This window comes from Methylobacterium aerolatum (genome assembly GCF_022179085.1).
Classification (GTDB): Bacteria; Pseudomonadota; Alphaproteobacteria; order Rhizobiales; family Beijerinckiaceae; genus Methylobacterium; species Methylobacterium aerolatum.
The window spans coordinates 55,274-72,046 of sequence record NZ_BPQE01000003.1; the positions used below are offsets into that span (position 1 = coordinate 55,274).

The following is a 16,773-nucleotide window of genomic DNA, read 5'->3' on the forward strand; positions in this document are numbered from 1 at the left end:
GGGGGCGACCATGATCGGATCGCTCCTCGACCTCTCCATCCGCCGCCGCTGGCTGGTCCTGCTGTTGAGCGGGCTGGCCGCCCTCCTCGCGGCCTTCGCCGCGACGCGGCTGCCGATCGACGCCGTGCCGGACATCACCAACAACCAGGTGCAGATCAACACCACCGCGCCCTCCCTCTCGCCGGAGGACGTGGAGCGGCAGGTGACCTACCCGGTGGAAACGGCGCTGGCCGGCATCAAGGGCCTCAGCTACACCCGCTCGCTCTCGCGCAACGGCTTCTCCCAGGTGACGGCGGTCTTCGAGGATCGCCTGGACGTGTACTTCGCCCGCCAGCAGGTGGCCGAGCGGCTGGCGCATCTCCGGCAGGATCTCCCGCCCGGAGCCGAGCCCGCGATGGGGCCGATCTCCACCGGCCTCGGCGAGATCGCCATGTGGAGCGTGCGCTATGCGAGACCCGGCGAGCGCGTGACGAGCCCGCCGGGCCAACCCGGCTGGCAGGGGGACGGCAGCTACCTCACCCCCGAGGGCCAGCGCCTGCGCAGCGCCCTGGAGCAGACCGCCTACCTCCGCACGGTGCAGGATTGGATCGTCCGGCCGCAGATCCGCACGGTGCCGGGGGTCGCGGGCGTCGACAGCATCGGCGGGTTCGAGAAGCAGTATCACGTCCAGCCGGACCCCAACCGCCTCGCCGCCCTCGACCTCTCCTTCGCCGACGTCGCCAGGGCCCTCGAAACGAACAACGCCAACCAGGGCGCCCGCTACCTCGAGGACCGGGGCGAGGGCTACGTCGTGCGCGCCGCCGGGCGCCTCGCCGGGCCCGACGAGATCGCCGAGGTGGTCGTGGCCGCCCGCGGCGGCGTGCCGGTGCGGATCGCCGACGTGGCCGAGGTGCGGATCGGCCGCGACCTGCGGACCGGCTCCGCCAGCCAGGACGGGCGCGAGGTGGTGATCGGCACCGCCCTGATGCGGATCGGCGAGAACAGCCGCACCGTCGCCGCCGCCGTGGCGGCCCGCCTCGACGAGATCCGCCGCTCCCTGCCCCCGGGCGTCGCGGTGAGCACGGTCCTCGACCGGACCCGCCTCGTGGAGGCGACGGTGCGCACCGTGGCGACGAACCTCGCGGAGGGGGCGGCGCTGGTGGTGCTGGTGCTGTTCCTGATGCTCGGCAACCTGCGGGCGGCCCTCGTCACCGCCCTCGTCATCCCCCTCGCCATGCTCCTGACGCTCGCCGGGATGGTGGAGGCGGGGATCTCGGCCAACCTCATGAGCCTGGGCGCCCTCGATTTCGGGCTGATCGTCGATGGGGCGGTCATCATCACCGAGAACGCCCTGCGCCACGTCGCGGAGCGGCAGCGGGCGCTCGGGCGGGTGCTCGGCCTCGACGAGCGGCTCGCCACGGTGCGCGCCTCGGCGGAGGAGATGATCCGCCCCTCCCTCTACGGGCAGGCGATCATCATGCTGGTCTACGTTCCGCTCCTCACCTTCACCGGGGTGGAGGGCAAGCTGTTCACGCCGATGGCGCTGACGGTGATCCTGGCGCTGGCGGCGGCCTTCCTCCTGTCGCTGACCTTCGTGCCGGCCCTCGCCGCCATCGTCCTGACCGGCCGCGTCACCGAGGCGGACGGGCCTCCCGTCCGCTTCCTCAAGGCAGCATACCGGCCGGCGCTGCGGGCGAGCCTCGCCCACCCCGGAGCGGTCGTGGCGGGGGCGCTCCTCCTCGTGGCCGGAGCGGGACTCCTCGCCTCCCGCCTCGGCACGGAGTTCGTGCCGCAACTCGACGAGAAGAGCATCGCCCTCAGCGCCACCCGCATCCCCTCGACCTCCCTCACCCAATCGCAGGCGATGCAGCTGAAGGTGGAGGGGGTGATCGGCGCCTTCCCGGAGGTGGCCGTGGTCTTCTCCAAGACCGGCACCGCCGAGGTCGCCTCGGACCCGATGCCGCCGAGCGCCTCGGACACCTTCGTGATGCTGAAACCCCAGGCGGAGTGGCCCGACCCGAACGAGACCAAGGCCGCGCTGCAAACCCGGATCGAGGCCGCGCTCGATCGATTAGCCGGCAACATGTACGAGTTCTCCCAGCCGATCCAGCTGCGCTTCAACGAGCTGCTCGCCGGCACGCGGGGCGACATCGCCGTGAAGGTCTTCGGCGAGGACTTCGTCCCGATGCGCCGGTCGGCGGAGGCGATCGCGGCGATCCTCCGGGGCATCGCGGGCGCGCAGGATGTGAAGGTGGAGCAGACCGCGGGCCTGCCCTTCCTGGAGATCCGCATCGACCGCACGGAGGCCGCCCGCTACGGCCTCGGCACGGGGGCGATCCAGGACGTGATCGGCGTCGCCATCGGCGGGCGCGCCGCGGGGGTGGTGTTCGAGGGCGACCGGCGCTTCCCCATCGTCGTGCGCCTCACCGACACCGTGCGCGAGGACCGGGAGGCGCTGGAGAACATCCCCGTGCCCCTGCCGCCGGGGCCGAACGGCCGGGCCGCCTCGGTGCCCCTGAAGCAGGTGGCGAGCTTCGCCGTGCGGGAGGGGCCGAACCAGATCAGCCGGGAGAACGGACGCCGCCGCGTCGTCGTCACCGCCAACGTCCGGGGCCGGGACATCGGCTCCGTCGTGGCGGAGGCGCAGGCGCGCGTGGCCTCGGTCGCCCTCCCGGCCGGATCCTTCGTGACCTGGGGCGGGCAGTTCGAGAACCTCGCCTCCGCGAAGGGGCGCCTCGCGATCGTGGTGCCGGCCTGCTTCGGGTTGATCTTCCTGCTCCTGTGCGGGGCGCTCGGCCGGGTGCGGGACGCCGCGCTGGTCTTCAGCGCCGTGCCCCTGGCGCTGACGGGCGGCATCCTTGCCCTGTGGCTGCGGGACATGCCGGTCTCGCTGCCCGCGGCGGTGGGGTTCATCGCCCTCTCCGGCGTCGCGGTGCTGAACGGCCTCGTGATGCTCACCGCCATCCGGCACCTCGTGGCGGAGGGCAGGCCGGTCGGCGAGGCGATCCTCGAAGGGGCGGAGACCCGCCTGCGGCCGGTGGCGATGACGGCCCTCGTCGCCTCCCTCGGCTTCGTTCCGATGGCCCTGGCCACCGGCACGGGCGCCGAGATCCAGCGGCCCCTGGCCACGGTGGTGATCGGCGGCCTGATCAGCGCGACTCTGCTGACGCTGGTGGTGCTGCCGGTGCTGTCGGCCCGGTTCGGAGGGCGCAGGCCCGCGGCCCCGTGAGGGAGGGGCCGTGTCCCCGGTGGGGCTCGCCGGAACCGGCGGCTCCGCCCCGTCGCGATGGCCCTTGCGGGTCGTCGCCCGCTTGAGCCCCCGCCCGGTGGCTGCTAGCTATCGCGGGCCCACAGGCGACGCGGCCGGATTAGCACAGCGGTAGTGCAGCGGTTTTGTAAACCGAAGGTCGGGGGTTCGATCCCCTCATCCGGCACCAGTCCCCCCGCCAACCGACGTCAATCCGTCAGGGCGGACAGCATCCGGTCGGCGCGTGCCAACCGATCCTCGTTGAGGCGCGAGGGCTTGGCGTGGATTTTCGCCAGCATGCGCGTTCGCTCGCTGCCATCCGACATCGTCGGCGTCAGGCCGAACAGCACTTGCTCGGGAATGCCGAAGCTCCCCGCCAGACGCTGGATCGTGTCGGAGGACGGCGCGGCGGCGCCCCACTCGATCTTGCTGATCATCTCGGTCGAGAGGTCCACCCGCACGGTAAGCTCCGCCTGCGTCAGGCGCTTGGCCGTCCGGTGATGGCGTCGATTCGTTCCGAACGGTCGGGCAGGTTTGTACGCCGCGCGTGCAATGATCCTGCACTTCCGCTGCGGTAAGAAGCGAAAGTCTGCCGCGTCTCGATCAGCGCCGACAGCGCCTCGGCTTCGGCCGCGTGACGTTCCCCTCGGCGAATGCTCGCCCCAGCGCGGCCGTCACCGCGGGCAGCGCGGCGCGTGGCGCATCCTCCGCCTGTCAGCGGAGCGCATCGGCATAGTCCATCGTTCACGGTCCCTCGCGGGCCGCGGTCGAGGGTCCCGGCACGACTTCCCTGTTGCCGGAATTGCCGTTCCGGCTTGATTTCCGGGGGGAGGTCATGGCTTGTGAGGGGAAGTCACTCGCGCCTCACAGGCCTCAGCTTTTCGACAGCCTCGACCTTGCCGGGTCGGGGCTGTTGTCGTTTCAGGGTCTATCTCGCGGCGACGGTCCTGATGGTAGCCGACGACTCGCCGAGGCGAGCGCGGCCGTGATTTCCCCTGTCGGCTGGGGGCGGTGGTTTAGTCAACGTCAGGGTATGTTAGGCGTGGCGGAACCGGCCAAGATGCCCGGCGGCCACCGCACGCGCTCGGATACCACATGCTCCTCGGTCTCTGGCTCGATCAGCCAATCTGGCTGATGTTCACCCTGTTGGCTCTACCGTTCGCCGGGGTCGTCGTTACCGTCTGCATTCTGACCAACCTCCGCTGGACCCGTCCAGCAGTCTTATGGGCTGGGACGGGCATAGTGCCCGCCTACTTCACCGCCATTTCAACCCTGCTAGCCCTCCTCACTGGCTTCGTGGCCAGCGATGCCTGGGAACGGCAGCGGCAAGCCGCACGCGTAGTGCAGGCGGAGCGGGTCAATGCACGCGGCGTCTATGATCTCAGCCTTGCGTCGGCCTCAGACATGAGCGGGATCCGTGCTGCTCTGTCGAGCTATCTTGATGCACTGATCAAGGACGAGTGGCCCCGAATGTCCGAGGGTGCTTACTCGAACGGGGCCGGCCAAGCGTTGAGCCATTTATTGGAGAAAGTCGCTGACCCCACGATCAGCGCAGAGGCCGGCACCGCTACCCACGCTGCCCTGCTGGGAGCCGTCATGGCCCTGCGCGCGGCGCGCGGCGAGCGCTTGGCCTTAGCTGATGCCAAGAGCGACGAAAGCAAATGGGTGACGCTGCTTGTGCTCGCTGGCCTCACCCTCGTGGCCATCGGCCTCGTTCACATCGAGCAACCGCGGGCGCAGGCCACAACCATGATCATGTTTTCCGTGGCGATGATTACAACGCTTGGAGTGATCGCGATCCACGAGCGGCCCTTCGACGGCCCGATGGCCGTCAGCGCCGCTCCGCTTCAGCAGGCCCGCAGTGTGATGTTTCCTGGCGCTCTCTGAGCCACGCACTTCTCGTCTGTCCGATGATTAGATCGAGGCGGAGTGCGACAACTGTAGTCTGGCTCGCACCTGCACGACGTGCGGGGGCGCCTCGATGTCGAGGAACGCTGCGATCTCCCCGTGGACGGCGAGCCAGCGCCCGGCGAGGCGCCGTGCCGGGCGGAAGGGGGTCTGAATCGCTGTCGGCATCACGCAGCACCTACGAGGGCGAGGATGGCGCAACCGGCGGCCGCTACGACGTTGCCGGCGCCGCGCCAGGGCAGCGGAATGGGCTCGGCCTGGAGGCCAGGGACGTCGACCTCCTCGCACCTGCTATCGGGTAGCGAAGGCTCAGCCAGCACAGCCGTTTCCCGCGCTTGGTCGACCACCGAAACGGGCGCGGTTTGAGCCTCAGCCTCGCGCGCGCCTGCGCGAGAGTAGTCCCATTACCCTTTTGCGTGCGCCGCCTGCTCGGCATGGTTTGGCATCGCGGTGGGGTGAAGTTCGGTCCCGTTGCCACCCTTCCGGTGGTCCAGCGCGGGCATGATCTTCTCGGCGGCGTCCGGCGCGGTCTGCGCGGCGTCTTCAAGGTGGGTTCTGCGGTCGAGGCCCGCGAGCGGCGGGGGTGCGGATGGCGGAGGACTGCACGGTCGCCCCCCTCAGAGCTTGGCGGCGTGGCGGGCCACGTGGGCGGCCTGCCAAGCGGCGCGGAGGTAGACCGACATGGCCTCGGCCCAGGTGCCGCCGTAGCGGTTCTGATGGTTGCGGGCGGCGTCGGCGGCGAGCGACATGATGGCTGAGCGGTTGAACTGGCCGGCGACGAAAAGCGGCGTCCTGCGGAAGCCGGCGAAGGCCGAGATGCGGTTGCGGGCGATGACGAAGCCGGGGACGACCGGGGCGCGCTGGCCGGAGAGGGCGCGGCCCCAGTAAATCGGTCGGCGGTTGGATATCGAGCGACTGCCATAACCATCAGATTGGATATGAGAGTTACCGAGTGTTGTTTGCGGTTAAGCCTGAAATGGTCATGATAGCAAAATTATTCGGTTTCGGATCAAGTCATGCTGTCGATAGGCAACCAGCTGAAGGCCGTGAGGGCACTTGCCGGAGTGGAGCAGTTGGTCCTGACGGAAGCGTCCGATGTCAGCATCGGCACGATCCGGAATATGGAAGCGTGCGGCCCTGATGTGCTCAAAAGCAGTCTGAAAACCATCTCGATGGTTCAGCGCGCCCTCGAAGCCGCTGGCATCGAGTTCACCAACGGCGGCGAGCCAGGCGTGAAGCCGCGTCGGAGGAACCCTGCATGAGGCGTTATCGGGCTGCCAATTATGTCTGACCAGGAAGGGGATCTTGTAGATCGCATCTACGAAGCTGCAGTCCTTCCTGAGCTTTGGCCTGACGTTCTTACCACTCTTGCGAATTACGGCGGAGCGGACGCAGCTGTATTATTTGCAGAAAGTCTGGATGTATCTCAGCTTGTAACAACGGCAAATTTTTCGGACACCATGCGGGATTATATATCTCAAGGCTGGTTCAATCGTACCGACAGAACAAAGCGCTTACTAGCCAAAAAACACGCAGGATTTGTCACAGATCTGGATATTTATACCACTGACGAGTTTGCTCGTGAACCAGTGTTTCAAGAATTCTTCAATCCCCGTGGTTTTGGAACGGGAGCCGCTAGCGTCATCAAGGTTCCTACTGGAGATCGGCTCATCTTCGATGTCGAGCGCTCTCTTGAGCGGGGGCCTTTCCCAGCCGATGCCGTCAGTCGATTAGATGGTATGCGACCCCACCTCGCTCGTGCCGCCATGATGGCTGCGCGCATGCGTTTGCAAACCGTTCGAGCTGCCGCTCAAGCGCTGGAGATTGTCGGGCTCGCAGCAGTGGTCTTGGGGCGAAAAGGCCGGCCCCTGGCGATGAACCGGATGTGCGAAAGGCTGCTCGGTGATCAGGTTCTTGACGGAGCCCGCTTTGCCCTCACCGATCCGGCCGCTGATGCCCTTTTATCGAACGCGCTGATCGAACTCTCCTATCGAGCGAGCGTCGCGCCGCGATCTATCCCCCTTGCCGCTCGCGGGGATCAGGTTCCTACGGTCCTACATCTGCTACCGATCCGCCGATCGGCTATCGACCTATTCGTATCAGCAGAAGCAATCGCGGTACTTACACCTTTGACGACGTCGCATGCGCCGGACTTGTCAGTCCTTGAAGGCCTCTTCGACCTAACAGCTGCCGAGGCACGCGTTGCCCGAGGAATTGTAAGCGGCAGCACGGTGGCTGACTTATCGCTGAGTTTTGGTACCTCTTCTGCGACTGTAAGATCACAATTGAAGTCTGTAATGTCGAAGACGGGCGTATCGCGGCAGGCGGAGTTAGTTAAGCTTCTTGCCGGCTCTACTCTACCGACCCCGCCGATGACAAAAACATGAAGGTTGCCCTCCGTTTCGACGTCACCTGCGTGAAAATCAATCCCGAGAACGGGGGCGGGGCCGGGATCCGGTTCCGGGAGCGGAAGGCGTGGGCGCTGAGGGCCAGATTCCGGCCCGCAAGCTCGTCACGAATGAGCGGACGAAGCTGACGGCGACCTGTCTCAATCCGGCGGCCGGGGGCCTCCTCACGGCTGGCGTCGTCGCGCCTCTCGTCGCGGCCGTGTTCGGCCTTGGCACCGGTCCGCACCTGTCGGCGTTGACGCTCGCGCTAGTGCAGTGACGCACCCACTTCGTTCATGCGAGTCTGCACTAGCTAATTGTCTTTGCATCAATTTCTCCAGTCTCGGCTGTCGCCTCCGAGTGGATCGATGCGCTAGGCATCGCGATCTTTCACGCAGCAAGCGGTTTCCGGCACCTCGCGGCCCGCACGGTCCTGAAAGGTCTCACGCCATGACGGACATTCAGATCGTCGCCTTCATCGTCTCATTGCCGCTCGCTACTGTACCAGCCCGGCCGCCGACAGGATCTCCCGCCGGGTCGCAAGGCCGATCAGCTCCTCGTCGGTCAACTCGGAATCGCCGATCCTCCACGTCTTAAGATCGTCCCCGGAAGAGCGCACCGGCCAGCAGAGGGCGAGCAGGTCTTCGGCGGCGTCCCGCGCGGCCATGGCGCTGTCACGGTCGGTGGCGTCCATTCCCGGGAGACAGGGCGCTCGCGCCGCAGACCGTCTTGTACGTCCGCAAAATGGAAGCCGCATGCGTCTCAGATCGTGTTCTGCGCAACTATCCCTGCGTTTGACGATAAAGATCCCGATTTGATCCGGGTAAATTTGGCAATTGTACACAAAGCCGTGAGAAGATACGATATCTGGCAAATTATTATTGTCGGAAGGTTGAATATGATCTTGAGCAAGATCATCGAGGGAGTCGATCTTTTACCGCAGGTCGTACACAGTGATCCGCGCGGAAATCTTATTTCATTTGAAGAATTTGGTAATGTACCTTTTTATCCAAAGCGCGTATTTGTAATCACTGTCGATCATTCAGGGCCTGATCGCGGTGGTCACGCAAATTCCTGCGACGAATTAATCAGCGTCGTCAGTGGTGCGGTTACTGTCGAAGTCGATAATGGCTACCATCGTCGGTCAGTACGGCTAGAAAGCAACAACGAGGCACTATGGATTAGAGCAGGAATACTTATCGTACTCAAGGAGTTTGCACCTCGTACCGCGTTACTCGTCTGCGCCTCTGAGCGCTACGAGGACACCCGCCATTTTGACCGTCCGCAGACGAGCGTGGCACGAATCCTGTGCTCGGCATGATTCCGCAGGCGGCGCCGCCCCTGCGCATTGCCCGTTTTCGAAACGAGATCGACGCAGCGGTTGCCCGCGTCCTCTCCGGCTCCTCCTACATTCTGGGGGAGGCGGTTGACGCTTTCGAAACAGCCTTCGCGGCGGCAGCGGGGGCCAAGTTCTGCATCGGCGTGGCCTCTGGCACGGATGCGTTGGCGCTGGCTCTGCGGGCACTGGAAATTGGGCCAGGCGACGAGGTGTTATTGCCCTCGATGACATTCGCCGGCACCGCTCAGGCGATCCTGCATTGCGGCGCGAGCCCGATCTTCGTGGAGGTCGATCCGGTCACCCGCTGCATCGACCCCGCAGCGACAGAGTTTGCCATCGGGCCTCGCACCGCTGCTATCGTACCCGTTCACCTGTTCGGCCACCCGGCCGACATGCCAGCGCTGATGGCGCTAGCCGCGAAGCACCGTCTGGCGGTCGTGGAGGATTGCGCACAGAGCCACGGCGCGACCCTCGACGGCAAGGCGCTCGGCAGCTTCGGCCACGCCGCAGCCTATTCCTTCTATCCGACCAAGAACCTCGGCGGAGTCGGCGATGGCGGGGCGGTGGTGACCGCCGACCCAGGTCTGGCCACGCGTCTGCGCAGCCTGCGCCACTACGGCTTCGCACCAGGCGAGAGAGTGAGCGGACAGGTCGGCTTCAATTCCCGTCTTGATGAGATCCAGGCGGCGATCCTTCTCGCGCTGCTGCCGCATCTCGGCGAGGGCAATTTAGCCCGGCGGGCAAGCGCCGCCCGCTACCGGACCCTGCTCGCTGACACGGATGTCGGCCTGCCCCCGGAGGGCGAGGGCAGCGTCTATCATCAGTTCGCGGTGACCGTGTCCGATCGGGAGGGGCTCAGACACCGGCTCGAGGCGGCGGGGATCGGTACGGCGGTACATTACGCACCAGGCTTGCACCGCCATCCCGCCTTCACTGAGGGTGCCCGTACGCCCCTACCAGTGACAGATGCGCTGGCCGACAGTCTCCTCAGTCTGCCGATACAGCCTGAGGTCACTACGGGTTACGAGGAGCGCGTCGCGGCGGCAATCCGGGAGTGCCTTCGTTGCGCGGCGTGATCCTCTACGGGATCGGCTCATCCATCGTCGTCGATGTCGAAGAGAGCGTGTACCGGGCGAATCTGCCCCTGGTTGCCGGCATCGCCAACCATCCGGGGCCGGCCCACCTCCTGGGAGAGGCACGGATCCTGACACCTGCGGAGGTGTCCCCTGAGGAGCGAAGCCTGCCGTTTCTCGTGCCTCTCTTCACGCCGGGCCACCGGCAGGCGGCCGCCGAAGAGGCCGCGCGACACGGTCTCAGCCGACCGTTCACCTTGATCGATCCCAGCATCGCCGCACCGCGCCATCTGGAACTGGGGGCGGGTTCCTACATCAATGCCGGCTGCAGCCTCGGCTCGGGGAGTGTGTTCGGCGTCTTCGCCTTCATCAATCGCGGGGCGAGCCTCGGCCACCATGTCCGAGGCGGCAACTACGTGTCGGTTGGACCCGGCGCCGTGCTGGCAGGCCATGTCGGCCTCGGCACCGGTGCGTTCATCGGCGCGGGAGCGACGATCCTGCCCGAGGTGTCCATCGGCGCGAACGCCGTAGTCGGCGCAGGCTCAGTCGTCACGAAGGACGTGCCGGAAGGGTGCCTTGCCATCGGCAACCCAGCCAGGATCGTCCGTCGGGGGATCGGCGGCTATAGGGGCATCGCCGTTCGATGACGCGCCCCATCGTCCATCTCTACACCGTGTGCTGGGATGAAGCCGACATGCTCGGTTTCTTTTTCCGGCACTACGACGCCTGGGTGGACCGATACGTCATCTACGACGACGGCTCGACGGACGGTTCCCGCGAGATCCTCCGCGCCCACCCAAAGGTCGAACTGCGCGACTTCCCCCGCAGCGATGCGGACTCTTTCGTCCTGTCTCACCGCACGATCCAGAACGAAGCCTGGAAGGAAAGCCGCCACAAAGCCGATTGGATCGTCGTCACGGCGATCGATGAGCATCTGCACGTCCCCGGCCGCGTCATGGCGGATTATCTGTTCGAGCAAGCCGACCGAGGCGTCACCCTGATCCCGGCACTCGGTTTCGACCTGAACCATGCAGAGATGCCCGACGATGCCGGGCTGCTCGTGGAGCGCGTCACACGTGGGCGTCCGCGACTCGCCTTCAACAAGCTCAGCATCTTCAAACCGGAAGCCTTACGGGAGACCGGCTTCGGGCCGGGGCGCCACGCGGCAGTACCCGAGGGCGACCTCGTACTGCCCCCATCCGACTCCCTTCTTCTCTGGCACTACAAACACCTTGGCTTCGAGCGGAACGCGGTGCGGGAGGCGAACCAGGCGGGGCGGCTCGGTCGCACCGATCGCGAACAGGGTTTCGGCCAGCATTACCTTTGGGGACGCGAGCGCTTACGCACTTTCTGGGATGAGATGGAGCGCGAGAGCGCCGGCCTTATTGGGGCCGAGGCGGAGAGCCTCGCCATCCGTCCGTTTTGGTGGGAGGAGCAGCGTCTGCGCCGGGCGGATGCCGCGTCGCTGCCGACCCTTGTTCACGCAACGCCGTCAGCGGCGCCCACCGTCTCGGTCTTGGTGAAGTGCTACCAGCACGCCCCCTATGTCCGGCAGACGATCGAAAGCGTGCTGGCACAGTCGTTCCAGGATTTTGAGATCGTCGTCACGGACGACGGCTCGACGGACGGTACCGCGGACGTCATCCGCAGCTTCAACGATCCGCGCATCCGCCTCGAGTGCTGGCCGGACAATCGCGGTATCTCCACGGCGATGAACGCCGCGATCGCTCGGGCACGAGGGCGCTATCTTGCGATCCTCAACTCCGACGACTGGGCGCTGCCGGGACGCCTGCGGCGGCAGGTCGGCTTCCTCGAAACCCATCCTGAAGTTTCCCTTGTCTTCGGCGTCCCCCGAATGGTGGATGAGCAGGGGCTCCCGACGACGGGCTTCAACGATTTTACGCTGCCGCTCCGCTTCGAGAGCTTTTCCCGCCGGGAATGGCTGCGGTACTTCTTTCATCACGGCAACGTCCTCAACGCGCCGAGCGCAATGATCCGCCGTGAGGCTTATGCAGCAGCGGGTCAGTACGACCCGCGTCTTGCCAATCTTCAGGACTTCGACATGTGGATCCGGATGCTGGTGGCGGGCCACCAGATCCACGTGCTGCCGGATGCATTCACGGCTTTCCGCATCCGTGCCAACCACGCCAACGCCAGCGCCCCGACCGCGGAGGTCATGCTACGCTCAACCTTCGAACACAGCCGGGTTCTGAGGCGCTTTGCCGAGATTGACGAGGCTCTGTTCACCGAGGTCTTCGATACCGAGAGGGAGTGGGTGCTGGATGAGCAGATCGCTTTGCGTGTCGCGGACATTGCCCGGCGCCACGAAGCGATCACGCACCGAAACTTCGCCCTCGAAACACTCTACGAACACGCGCAAACATCCGAACAGTTCAACCGTCTGCGGGATTGGAGCGGACGGGTCGATGCCCTTAACACCCAGGCCGTTTGGAAGCGCGACTCCATGATCGGCGAGATGGATGCAGCATTAAGCCAACGAGATCGCATCATTGCCGAAGAGAAGGCAGTCATTGCCGCACTTCGGCACGAAGAAAGGCGGCTTCTGAGTGAGATCGAAGCCCAAGGTAAGACGCTCGCGGCAACGCAAGAAACAGTTGCCTGGATGAAGTCGCGGCTGACGTGGCGGATGACCGTACCGCTGCGCTTGATCACGAAAAGGCTGCGACGGATTCGAGATCGCTTCCATAGGTAGAGATTTCGCCATCAGCGTCGTGCCGGCAGCTCATTTTCCAATCGCCACTGGAGTTCGAGCTCTGCTTGCTCGCGGATCGTCTTGCTCAGAAGACCCAAGGCCTGCTTTCGCTTCCGCCTCTCCGTCGTGTGTCCAAGGAGGGACGTTCGGTCGGCGGCCGCTTTCGGATGGTGTCGAGAGTGGGATCCGCCTGTGCCATTGCCGCATCGATCGCCATTTCGCTCCTACCGCTCCAGCATGGCTCCTTTTCTAGCTCTGCGGTAACTCGGCCGCAGGTCAGAGAACGTCGCCCCCTCCCCCGCTCCATCCCGTTGTCGCCGGTTGGCGGGGCGCACTGGAGACCTTGTCTCCGCACGCCGCGCCGTCTGCCCCAAGTGAAGTGGGCGGCGACGCGGGAGAGTGCTCTGGCCTTCTGCGACCAGTTCGAGGCCGAGGTGTGTTTCGGCGTGCAACTGTGGCCCAGGCGTTGGCAGATCCGGCGGATCGGGACACCCGCCTCGGCAAGCGCGCGGATGGCCGCGCCCGCCTCCTCCCACCGCAGGCATCCCTCGTACTGGATGCGCTCAGCTGCAGTGAGCAACGCCGGATCGATCGTGGCGGCGCCGACGACCTCTCGAGACTGTCGCATCGATCTGCGCACGGCATCGAGGAAGCCAAGTCCGGCCTTCTCCATGAGGTGCCACCGGTCGGCGAACGGGATGGCCTCGCCATATCCGCCCCCGCGATCGCGGGCGACGATCCGGATCGAGCCGTTCATCTTCGCCCATGTCTGAGCGGTGGCCTGCTCGCGGTCGGGCAGGAGCGCTACGACGCGGCGGCGTTCGAGATCGCAGACGAGGGTGCCGATCGGTGCCGACATCGCGGTAATCGACGACGAATCCAGCAGGTACGAGGCTCGACGGCCTGAAGCAGGGGCGCAGGCTGCGGCTCCATCCTGGATGTCCGCAACCTCGACGCAGCCGGCATCAGCGAGAGTGAGTCAGAGCCAAAGTTGCACGCCGTTTGACAGGAATCGGCGACGATGTGGATCGCCTATGGGCCTGGAGCCCTCGTGCCCGCACCGGGTGTCGTCCTCTACGTCTACGACCACATCGTCCGGCCAAGCCGCATTCCCCGCGAGGAGATCGAGGCCCTGGCCGCCGCGATGGAGCGGTCCCGCCCCGACGACCCCGATGATGGGGCCTTCGTCGAGGAGCAGGCCGCGCGGTTCCGCAGCGACCCCTATGCCAGGGTCGCTGGCGCCGGGTGCGGGAGACGCTCCGGGCGCGCCGGTTTCAGCGCCCGTAGACGTCCTCGATGCGGATGATGTCGTCCTCGCCCGTGTAGGAGCCGACCTGCACCTCGATGAGCTCCAGCGGGATCTTGCCGGGGTTCGTCAGGCGGTGCACGCAGCCGATCGGCAGGTAGATCGCCTCGTTCTCGTGGACGAGGCTCACCGCGTCGTCCACCGTCACCTCGGCCGTGCCGCGCACCACCACCCAATGCTCCGCCCGGTGATAGTGCTTCTGCAGGGAGAGCCGCGCGCCGGGCTTCACCGTGATGCGCTTCACCTGGAAGCGGGCGCCGATGTCGATGCGCTGGTAGTTGCCCCAGGGGCGGTACATCAGCCGGTGGGCGTCGGCTTCCGGCTCGCCCTTGGCGCGCAGGCCCTCCACGAGGGTCTTCACCTCGCCGCCGCGCTCGCGGCTCGTGACCAGCACCGCGTCGGAGGTGGCCACCACCACCACGTCGTCGAGGCCGACCACGGTGGTCAGCAACTCGCCCTCGCTGTGGACGAGGCTGTTGCGGGTGCCGTGGAGCGCGACGCGGCCACGGGTGGCGTTGCCGTCCGCGTCCTGCGGCGAGACCTCCCACAGGGCGCCCCAGGTGCCGATGTCCGACCACGGGAAGGAGACCGGCAGCACGGCCGCGCGGGAGGTGCGCTCCATGACGGCGTAATCGACGGAGGTCTTGGGCGCCCGCGCGAAGGCCTCGGCGTCGAGGCGGAGGAAGTCGAGGTCGCGGGCGGCGGCCTCGTAGGCGGCCTGCGCCGCCTCCAGTACCTGCGGTGCGTGGGTGCGCATCTCGTCGAGCATCACGTCTGCGCGGAACATGAAGTAGCCGCTGTTCCACAGGGCGCCCTCACTGATCAGGCCGGCGGCGCGGGCGGCGTCGGGCTTCTCCAGGAAGCGCTGGACCACCCGGGCGCCCGCCTGCCCCGCCTCGCCGGGCAGGGCCTCGCCCGGCTGGATGTAACCGTAGGCGGTGGCCGGGCTCGTCGGCACGAGACCGAGGGTCATGATGTGGCCGGCCTTCGCGCCGGGGCGGCAGTTGCGGAGCGCCGTGAGGAAGGCGGCGTCGTCGCCCACGAGATGGTCGGCGGCGAGGATCAGCACCAGCGCGTCCGGCTTCTGCGCGGCGGCGTGGAGCGCCGCGACCGTGACGGCGGCGGCCGAATCCTGCCGGGACGGCTCGAGCAGGATGTCGGCGGACAACCGCGCCTGGGCGAGCTGCTCGGCCACGATGAAGCGGGCATCGTTGGCCGTGAGGATGGCGGGGCGGGCGAACAGGCCCGTGTCCGTCACGCGGGCGGCGGTGGCCTGGAAGGAGGAGCGGTGGGCTTCGGCCAGCGGAATGAACTGCTTCGGGAAGCTCTCGCGCGAGGCGGGCCACAGCCGGGTGCCCGAGCCGCCGCACAGGATGACCGGATGAATGAGATCCGTGGTTTCACCCGACATCGGCCCGCTCCTGCGCTCGAACAATGATTCCAGGGCGGCGCGCAGACCCTCGAAGTCTTACGACGATCCGCCGAGTATAGTGCCCTGTACCAAACGCGACCGCGTTTGGCGCGGGAAATCCAGTCTTAACCTAACCACCCCGGTTCGCCGGTTCGGGTGGATCGGCTCCGCCCCGGCCCGGCCCGTCGCGGCGGGCCGGTTGTAGCCGGTTGTTGCGCCGCAGCAAAGTGCGGACGGCAACCCGGCTCCGCCTGCGGCCCCCGGGCACAGCCGCGCCGGAGATCCTGCAACCGGCGTCGGGAGGGGAAGACGGCATCGGCGGCGGCACCGGTCAGCAACCGTTCAGCCGCAATGCCTAAGCTGTAAGGCCAAGATTGAAGTATTTCTACTTTGTTTCTTGTTACATTTCCGAAATATTACACGGTCAAGCAGGTTAATATCACCTGAATATACAATTCAGAGGTGATTTAATCCCCTGCCTTTATCCAGCCCCACATCAGGCGATGGGGGGTGTCTCGGCTTGGTCGCGCCTTGAGGGCGCGCCGGACATCGCCCCGCGGATCGCCCCTTCAGGCTCGAGACAGGCGATGGCTCACGACGACCGGACAGATGACGGAACGCCCGCCCGGCGGGCGGGGTCCGGCCCTGGCCGTCCACCCCGCCGACCGTCGCGGCGTCCCATCGACGCCACGGCCCGTGCCCGGATCGGCCAGGAGCTTCAGCGCCATTACGGCCATGTACTGGCCCTGCCGATCCCCGACCACTTTCGCGCCCTGCTGGATGATCTGGCAGAGGGCGCCGACCGGGAGACCTCGCGATGATGCAGCCTCTCGCCCCGACCGGCAGCCCCGTCGGCACGCCCCCGGGCGCCGATGCGGAGATGCGCGACCTCCTGCTCGGCGCCATCCCGGCGCTCAGGGCCTTCGCCTTCTCGCTGACCTACGACCTCGACCGTTCGGACGACCTCGTGCAGGACACCCTCGTGCGCGCCTGGACCAAGGCGGCGAGCTTCCGCCGGGGGACGAACCTGACGGCGTGGCTGTTCACGATCCTGCGCAACCTGTTCTACTCGGAGCAGCGCAAGCGCAAGCGTGAGGTGGAGGACGCGGAAGGCGCCCATGCGGCGCGCCTCGCCTCCCTGCCCGAGCAGGAGGTGCGGATGGAGATGGCGCAGTTCCAGGATGCCCTGAACCTCCTGCCGCACAGCCAGCGCGAGGCGCTGATCCTCGTCGGCGCCCAGAGCTTCACTTACGAGGAGGCGGCCGAGATCTGCGGCGTGGCCGTGGGCACCATCAAGAGCCGGGTGAGCCGTGCCCGGGTGCGCCTCATCGAGGCCCTCGGCATGGCGGGGACGGACGATATCGGTGCGGACGGGGCGACCCGGGCCGCCCTGGAGGAGTCCTGACCCCT

At 66.5% G+C, this 16,773-nt stretch carries 16 protein-coding genes, 1 tRNA gene and 1 pseudogene; 12 read left to right on the plus strand and 6 right to left on the minus strand.

Annotated features, from left to right (window positions below; all coding sequences use genetic code 11):
* Positions 1-10: 10 nt before the first annotated feature.
* The gene (locus tag MFF06_RS02110; RefSeq protein WP_238201356.1) at positions 11-3,208 is read left to right on the plus strand and encodes an efflux RND transporter permease subunit; all 3,198 of its coding nucleotides are present in this window, start codon (positions 11-13) and stop codon (positions 3,206-3,208) included.
* A 133-nt stretch (positions 3,209-3,341) separates the two neighbouring features.
* Positions 3,342-3,416 (plus strand) — tRNA-Thr (locus MFF06_RS02115).
* Between the two features lie 19 nt (positions 3,417-3,435).
* Here the strand turns inward: MFF06_RS02115 and MFF06_RS02120 are convergent.
* Positions 3,436-3,783: a helix-turn-helix domain-containing protein gene (locus tag MFF06_RS02120; protein ID WP_306421642.1), complete on the minus strand. Its 348-nt coding sequence runs from the start codon at positions 3,781-3,783 to the stop codon at positions 3,436-3,438.
* Positions 3,784-4,321: 538 nt separating this feature from the next.
* On the opposite strand from MFF06_RS02120, the gene MFF06_RS02125 reads away from it, so the two are divergent.
* Positions 4,322-5,113, plus strand: a complete 792-nt coding sequence (locus MFF06_RS02125; RefSeq protein WP_238201358.1) for a bestrophin-like domain — start codon at positions 4,322-4,324, stop codon at positions 5,111-5,113.
* A 27-nt stretch (positions 5,114-5,140) separates the two neighbouring features.
* On the opposite strand, the gene MFF06_RS02130 is transcribed toward MFF06_RS02125, so the two are convergent.
* On the minus strand, positions 5,141-5,302 hold the full coding sequence (locus MFF06_RS02130; protein WP_238201359.1) for a hypothetical protein: 162 nt from the start codon (positions 5,300-5,302) through the stop codon (positions 5,141-5,143).
* Between the two features lie 449 nt (positions 5,303-5,751).
* Positions 5,752-5,883 carry a hypothetical protein gene (locus MFF06_RS22625; RefSeq protein WP_283207233.1) on the minus strand — a complete coding sequence of 44 codons (132 nt, stop codon included), beginning with the start codon at positions 5,881-5,883 and terminating at the stop codon, positions 5,752-5,754.
* Positions 5,884-6,150: 267 nt separating this feature from the next.
* Here MFF06_RS22625 and MFF06_RS02135 point away from each other — a divergent pair, with 267 nt between their 5' ends.
* From MFF06_RS02135 to MFF06_RS02145, 3 genes are all read left to right on the plus strand, one after another.
* On the plus strand, positions 6,151-6,396 hold the full coding sequence (locus tag MFF06_RS02135; RefSeq protein WP_238201360.1) for a hypothetical protein: 246 nt from the start codon (positions 6,151-6,153) through the stop codon (positions 6,394-6,396).
* Between the two features lie 21 nt (positions 6,397-6,417).
* A complete protein-coding gene (locus MFF06_RS02140) occupies positions 6,418-7,521 on the plus strand; it encodes a helix-turn-helix transcriptional regulator (RefSeq protein WP_238201361.1) in 1,104 nt (367 codons plus the stop codon).
* Between the two features lie 88 nt (positions 7,522-7,609).
* Positions 7,610-7,801: a hypothetical protein gene (locus MFF06_RS02145; protein WP_238201362.1), complete on the plus strand. Its 192-nt coding sequence runs from the start codon at positions 7,610-7,612 to the stop codon at positions 7,799-7,801.
* A 216-nt stretch (positions 7,802-8,017) separates the two neighbouring features.
* On the opposite strand, the gene MFF06_RS02150 is transcribed toward MFF06_RS02145, so the two are convergent.
* Positions 8,018-8,215, minus strand: a complete 198-nt coding sequence (locus MFF06_RS02150; RefSeq protein ID WP_238201363.1) for a hypothetical protein — start codon at positions 8,213-8,215, stop codon at positions 8,018-8,020.
* A 210-nt stretch (positions 8,216-8,425) separates the two neighbouring features.
* Here MFF06_RS02150 and MFF06_RS02155 point away from each other — a divergent pair, with 210 nt between their 5' ends.
* From MFF06_RS02155 to MFF06_RS02170, 4 genes are read left to right on the plus strand one after another with little or no spacing between them, the layout of a single operon-like run.
* Positions 8,426-8,842 (plus strand): sugar 3,4-ketoisomerase, encoded by a 417-nt coding sequence (locus MFF06_RS02155; RefSeq protein ID WP_238201364.1) that lies wholly within the window; start codon positions 8,426-8,428, stop codon positions 8,840-8,842.
* Positions 8,839-9,936 carry a DegT/DnrJ/EryC1/StrS family aminotransferase gene (locus MFF06_RS02160; protein ID WP_238201365.1) on the plus strand — a complete coding sequence of 366 codons (1,098 nt, stop codon included), beginning with the start codon at positions 8,839-8,841 and terminating at the stop codon, positions 9,934-9,936. Before MFF06_RS02155 ends, MFF06_RS02160 begins: the two co-directional genes overlap by 4 nt.
* The gene (locus MFF06_RS02165) at positions 9,933-10,580 is read left to right on the plus strand and encodes a DapH/DapD/GlmU-related protein (protein ID WP_238201421.1); all 648 of its coding nucleotides are present in this window, start codon (positions 9,933-9,935) and stop codon (positions 10,578-10,580) included. Before MFF06_RS02160 ends, MFF06_RS02165 begins: the two co-directional genes overlap by 4 nt.
* Complete coding sequence (locus MFF06_RS02170) at positions 10,577-12,646, plus strand: glycosyltransferase family 2 protein (RefSeq protein WP_238201366.1); 2,070 nt, start codon at positions 10,577-10,579, stop codon at positions 12,644-12,646. The genes MFF06_RS02165 and MFF06_RS02170 overlap by 4 nt, the downstream gene beginning before the upstream one ends.
* Positions 12,647-13,097: 451 nt before the next feature.
* Here the strand turns inward: MFF06_RS02170 and MFF06_RS02175 are convergent.
* Both MFF06_RS02175 and MFF06_RS02180 read right to left on the minus strand, forming a co-directional pair.
* Positions 13,098-13,490: pseudogene (locus MFF06_RS02175) on the minus strand (ISL3 family transposase); the annotation flags it as partial.
* Between the two features lie 430 nt (positions 13,491-13,920).
* Positions 13,921-15,363: a mannose-1-phosphate guanylyltransferase/mannose-6-phosphate isomerase gene (locus MFF06_RS02180; RefSeq protein ID WP_238201367.1), complete on the minus strand. Its 1,443-nt coding sequence runs from the start codon at positions 15,361-15,363 to the stop codon at positions 13,921-13,923.
* 587 nt (positions 15,364-15,950) lie between these two features.
* Between MFF06_RS02180 and MFF06_RS02185 the strand changes: the two genes are divergently transcribed.
* On the plus strand, positions 15,951-16,184 hold the full coding sequence (locus tag MFF06_RS02185) for a NepR family anti-sigma factor (protein WP_238201368.1): 234 nt from the start codon (positions 15,951-15,953) through the stop codon (positions 16,182-16,184).
* A complete protein-coding gene (locus MFF06_RS02190) occupies positions 16,181-16,768 on the plus strand; it encodes a sigma-70 family RNA polymerase sigma factor (RefSeq protein ID WP_238201369.1) in 588 nt (195 codons plus the stop codon). Before MFF06_RS02185 ends, MFF06_RS02190 begins: the two co-directional genes overlap by 4 nt.
* Positions 16,769-16,773 lie beyond the last annotated feature (5 nt).

What these genes read in the sequence shown, in the direction of transcription:
- MFF06_RS02150 (WP_238201363.1), bottom strand. Translation starts at nt 8,215, where the DNA reads ATGGACGCCACCGACCGTGACAGCGCCATGGCCGCGCGGGACGCCGCC.
- MFF06_RS02180 (WP_238201367.1), bottom strand. Translation starts at nt 15,363, where the DNA reads ATGTCGGGTGAAACCACGGATCTCATTCATCCGGTCATCCTGTGCGGC.
- MFF06_RS02190 (WP_238201369.1), top strand. Translation starts at nt 16,181, where the DNA reads ATGATGCAGCCTCTCGCCCCGACCGGCAGCCCCGTCGGCACGCCCCCG.
- MFF06_RS02125 (WP_238201358.1), top strand. Translation starts at nt 4,322, where the DNA reads ATGCTCCTCGGTCTCTGGCTCGATCAGCCAATCTGGCTGATGTTCACC.
- MFF06_RS22625 (WP_283207233.1), bottom strand. Translation starts at nt 5,883, where the DNA reads ATGTCGCTCGCCGCCGACGCCGCCCGCAACCATCAGAACCGCTACGGC.
- MFF06_RS02135 (WP_238201360.1), top strand. Translation starts at nt 6,151, where the DNA reads ATGCTGTCGATAGGCAACCAGCTGAAGGCCGTGAGGGCACTTGCCGGA.
- MFF06_RS02185 (WP_238201368.1), top strand. Translation starts at nt 15,951, where the DNA reads ATGGCTCACGACGACCGGACAGATGACGGAACGCCCGCCCGGCGGGCG.
- MFF06_RS02160 (WP_238201365.1), top strand. Translation starts at nt 8,839, where the DNA reads ATGATTCCGCAGGCGGCGCCGCCCCTGCGCATTGCCCGTTTTCGAAAC.
- MFF06_RS02130 (WP_238201359.1), bottom strand. Translation starts at nt 5,302, where the DNA reads ATGCCGACAGCGATTCAGACCCCCTTCCGCCCGGCACGGCGCCTCGCC.
- MFF06_RS02140 (WP_238201361.1), top strand. Translation starts at nt 6,418, where the DNA reads ATGTCTGACCAGGAAGGGGATCTTGTAGATCGCATCTACGAAGCTGCA.
- MFF06_RS02170 (WP_238201366.1), top strand. Translation starts at nt 10,577, where the DNA reads ATGACGCGCCCCATCGTCCATCTCTACACCGTGTGCTGGGATGAAGCC.
- MFF06_RS02110 (WP_238201356.1), top strand. Translation starts at nt 11, where the DNA reads ATGATCGGATCGCTCCTCGACCTCTCCATCCGCCGCCGCTGGCTGGTC.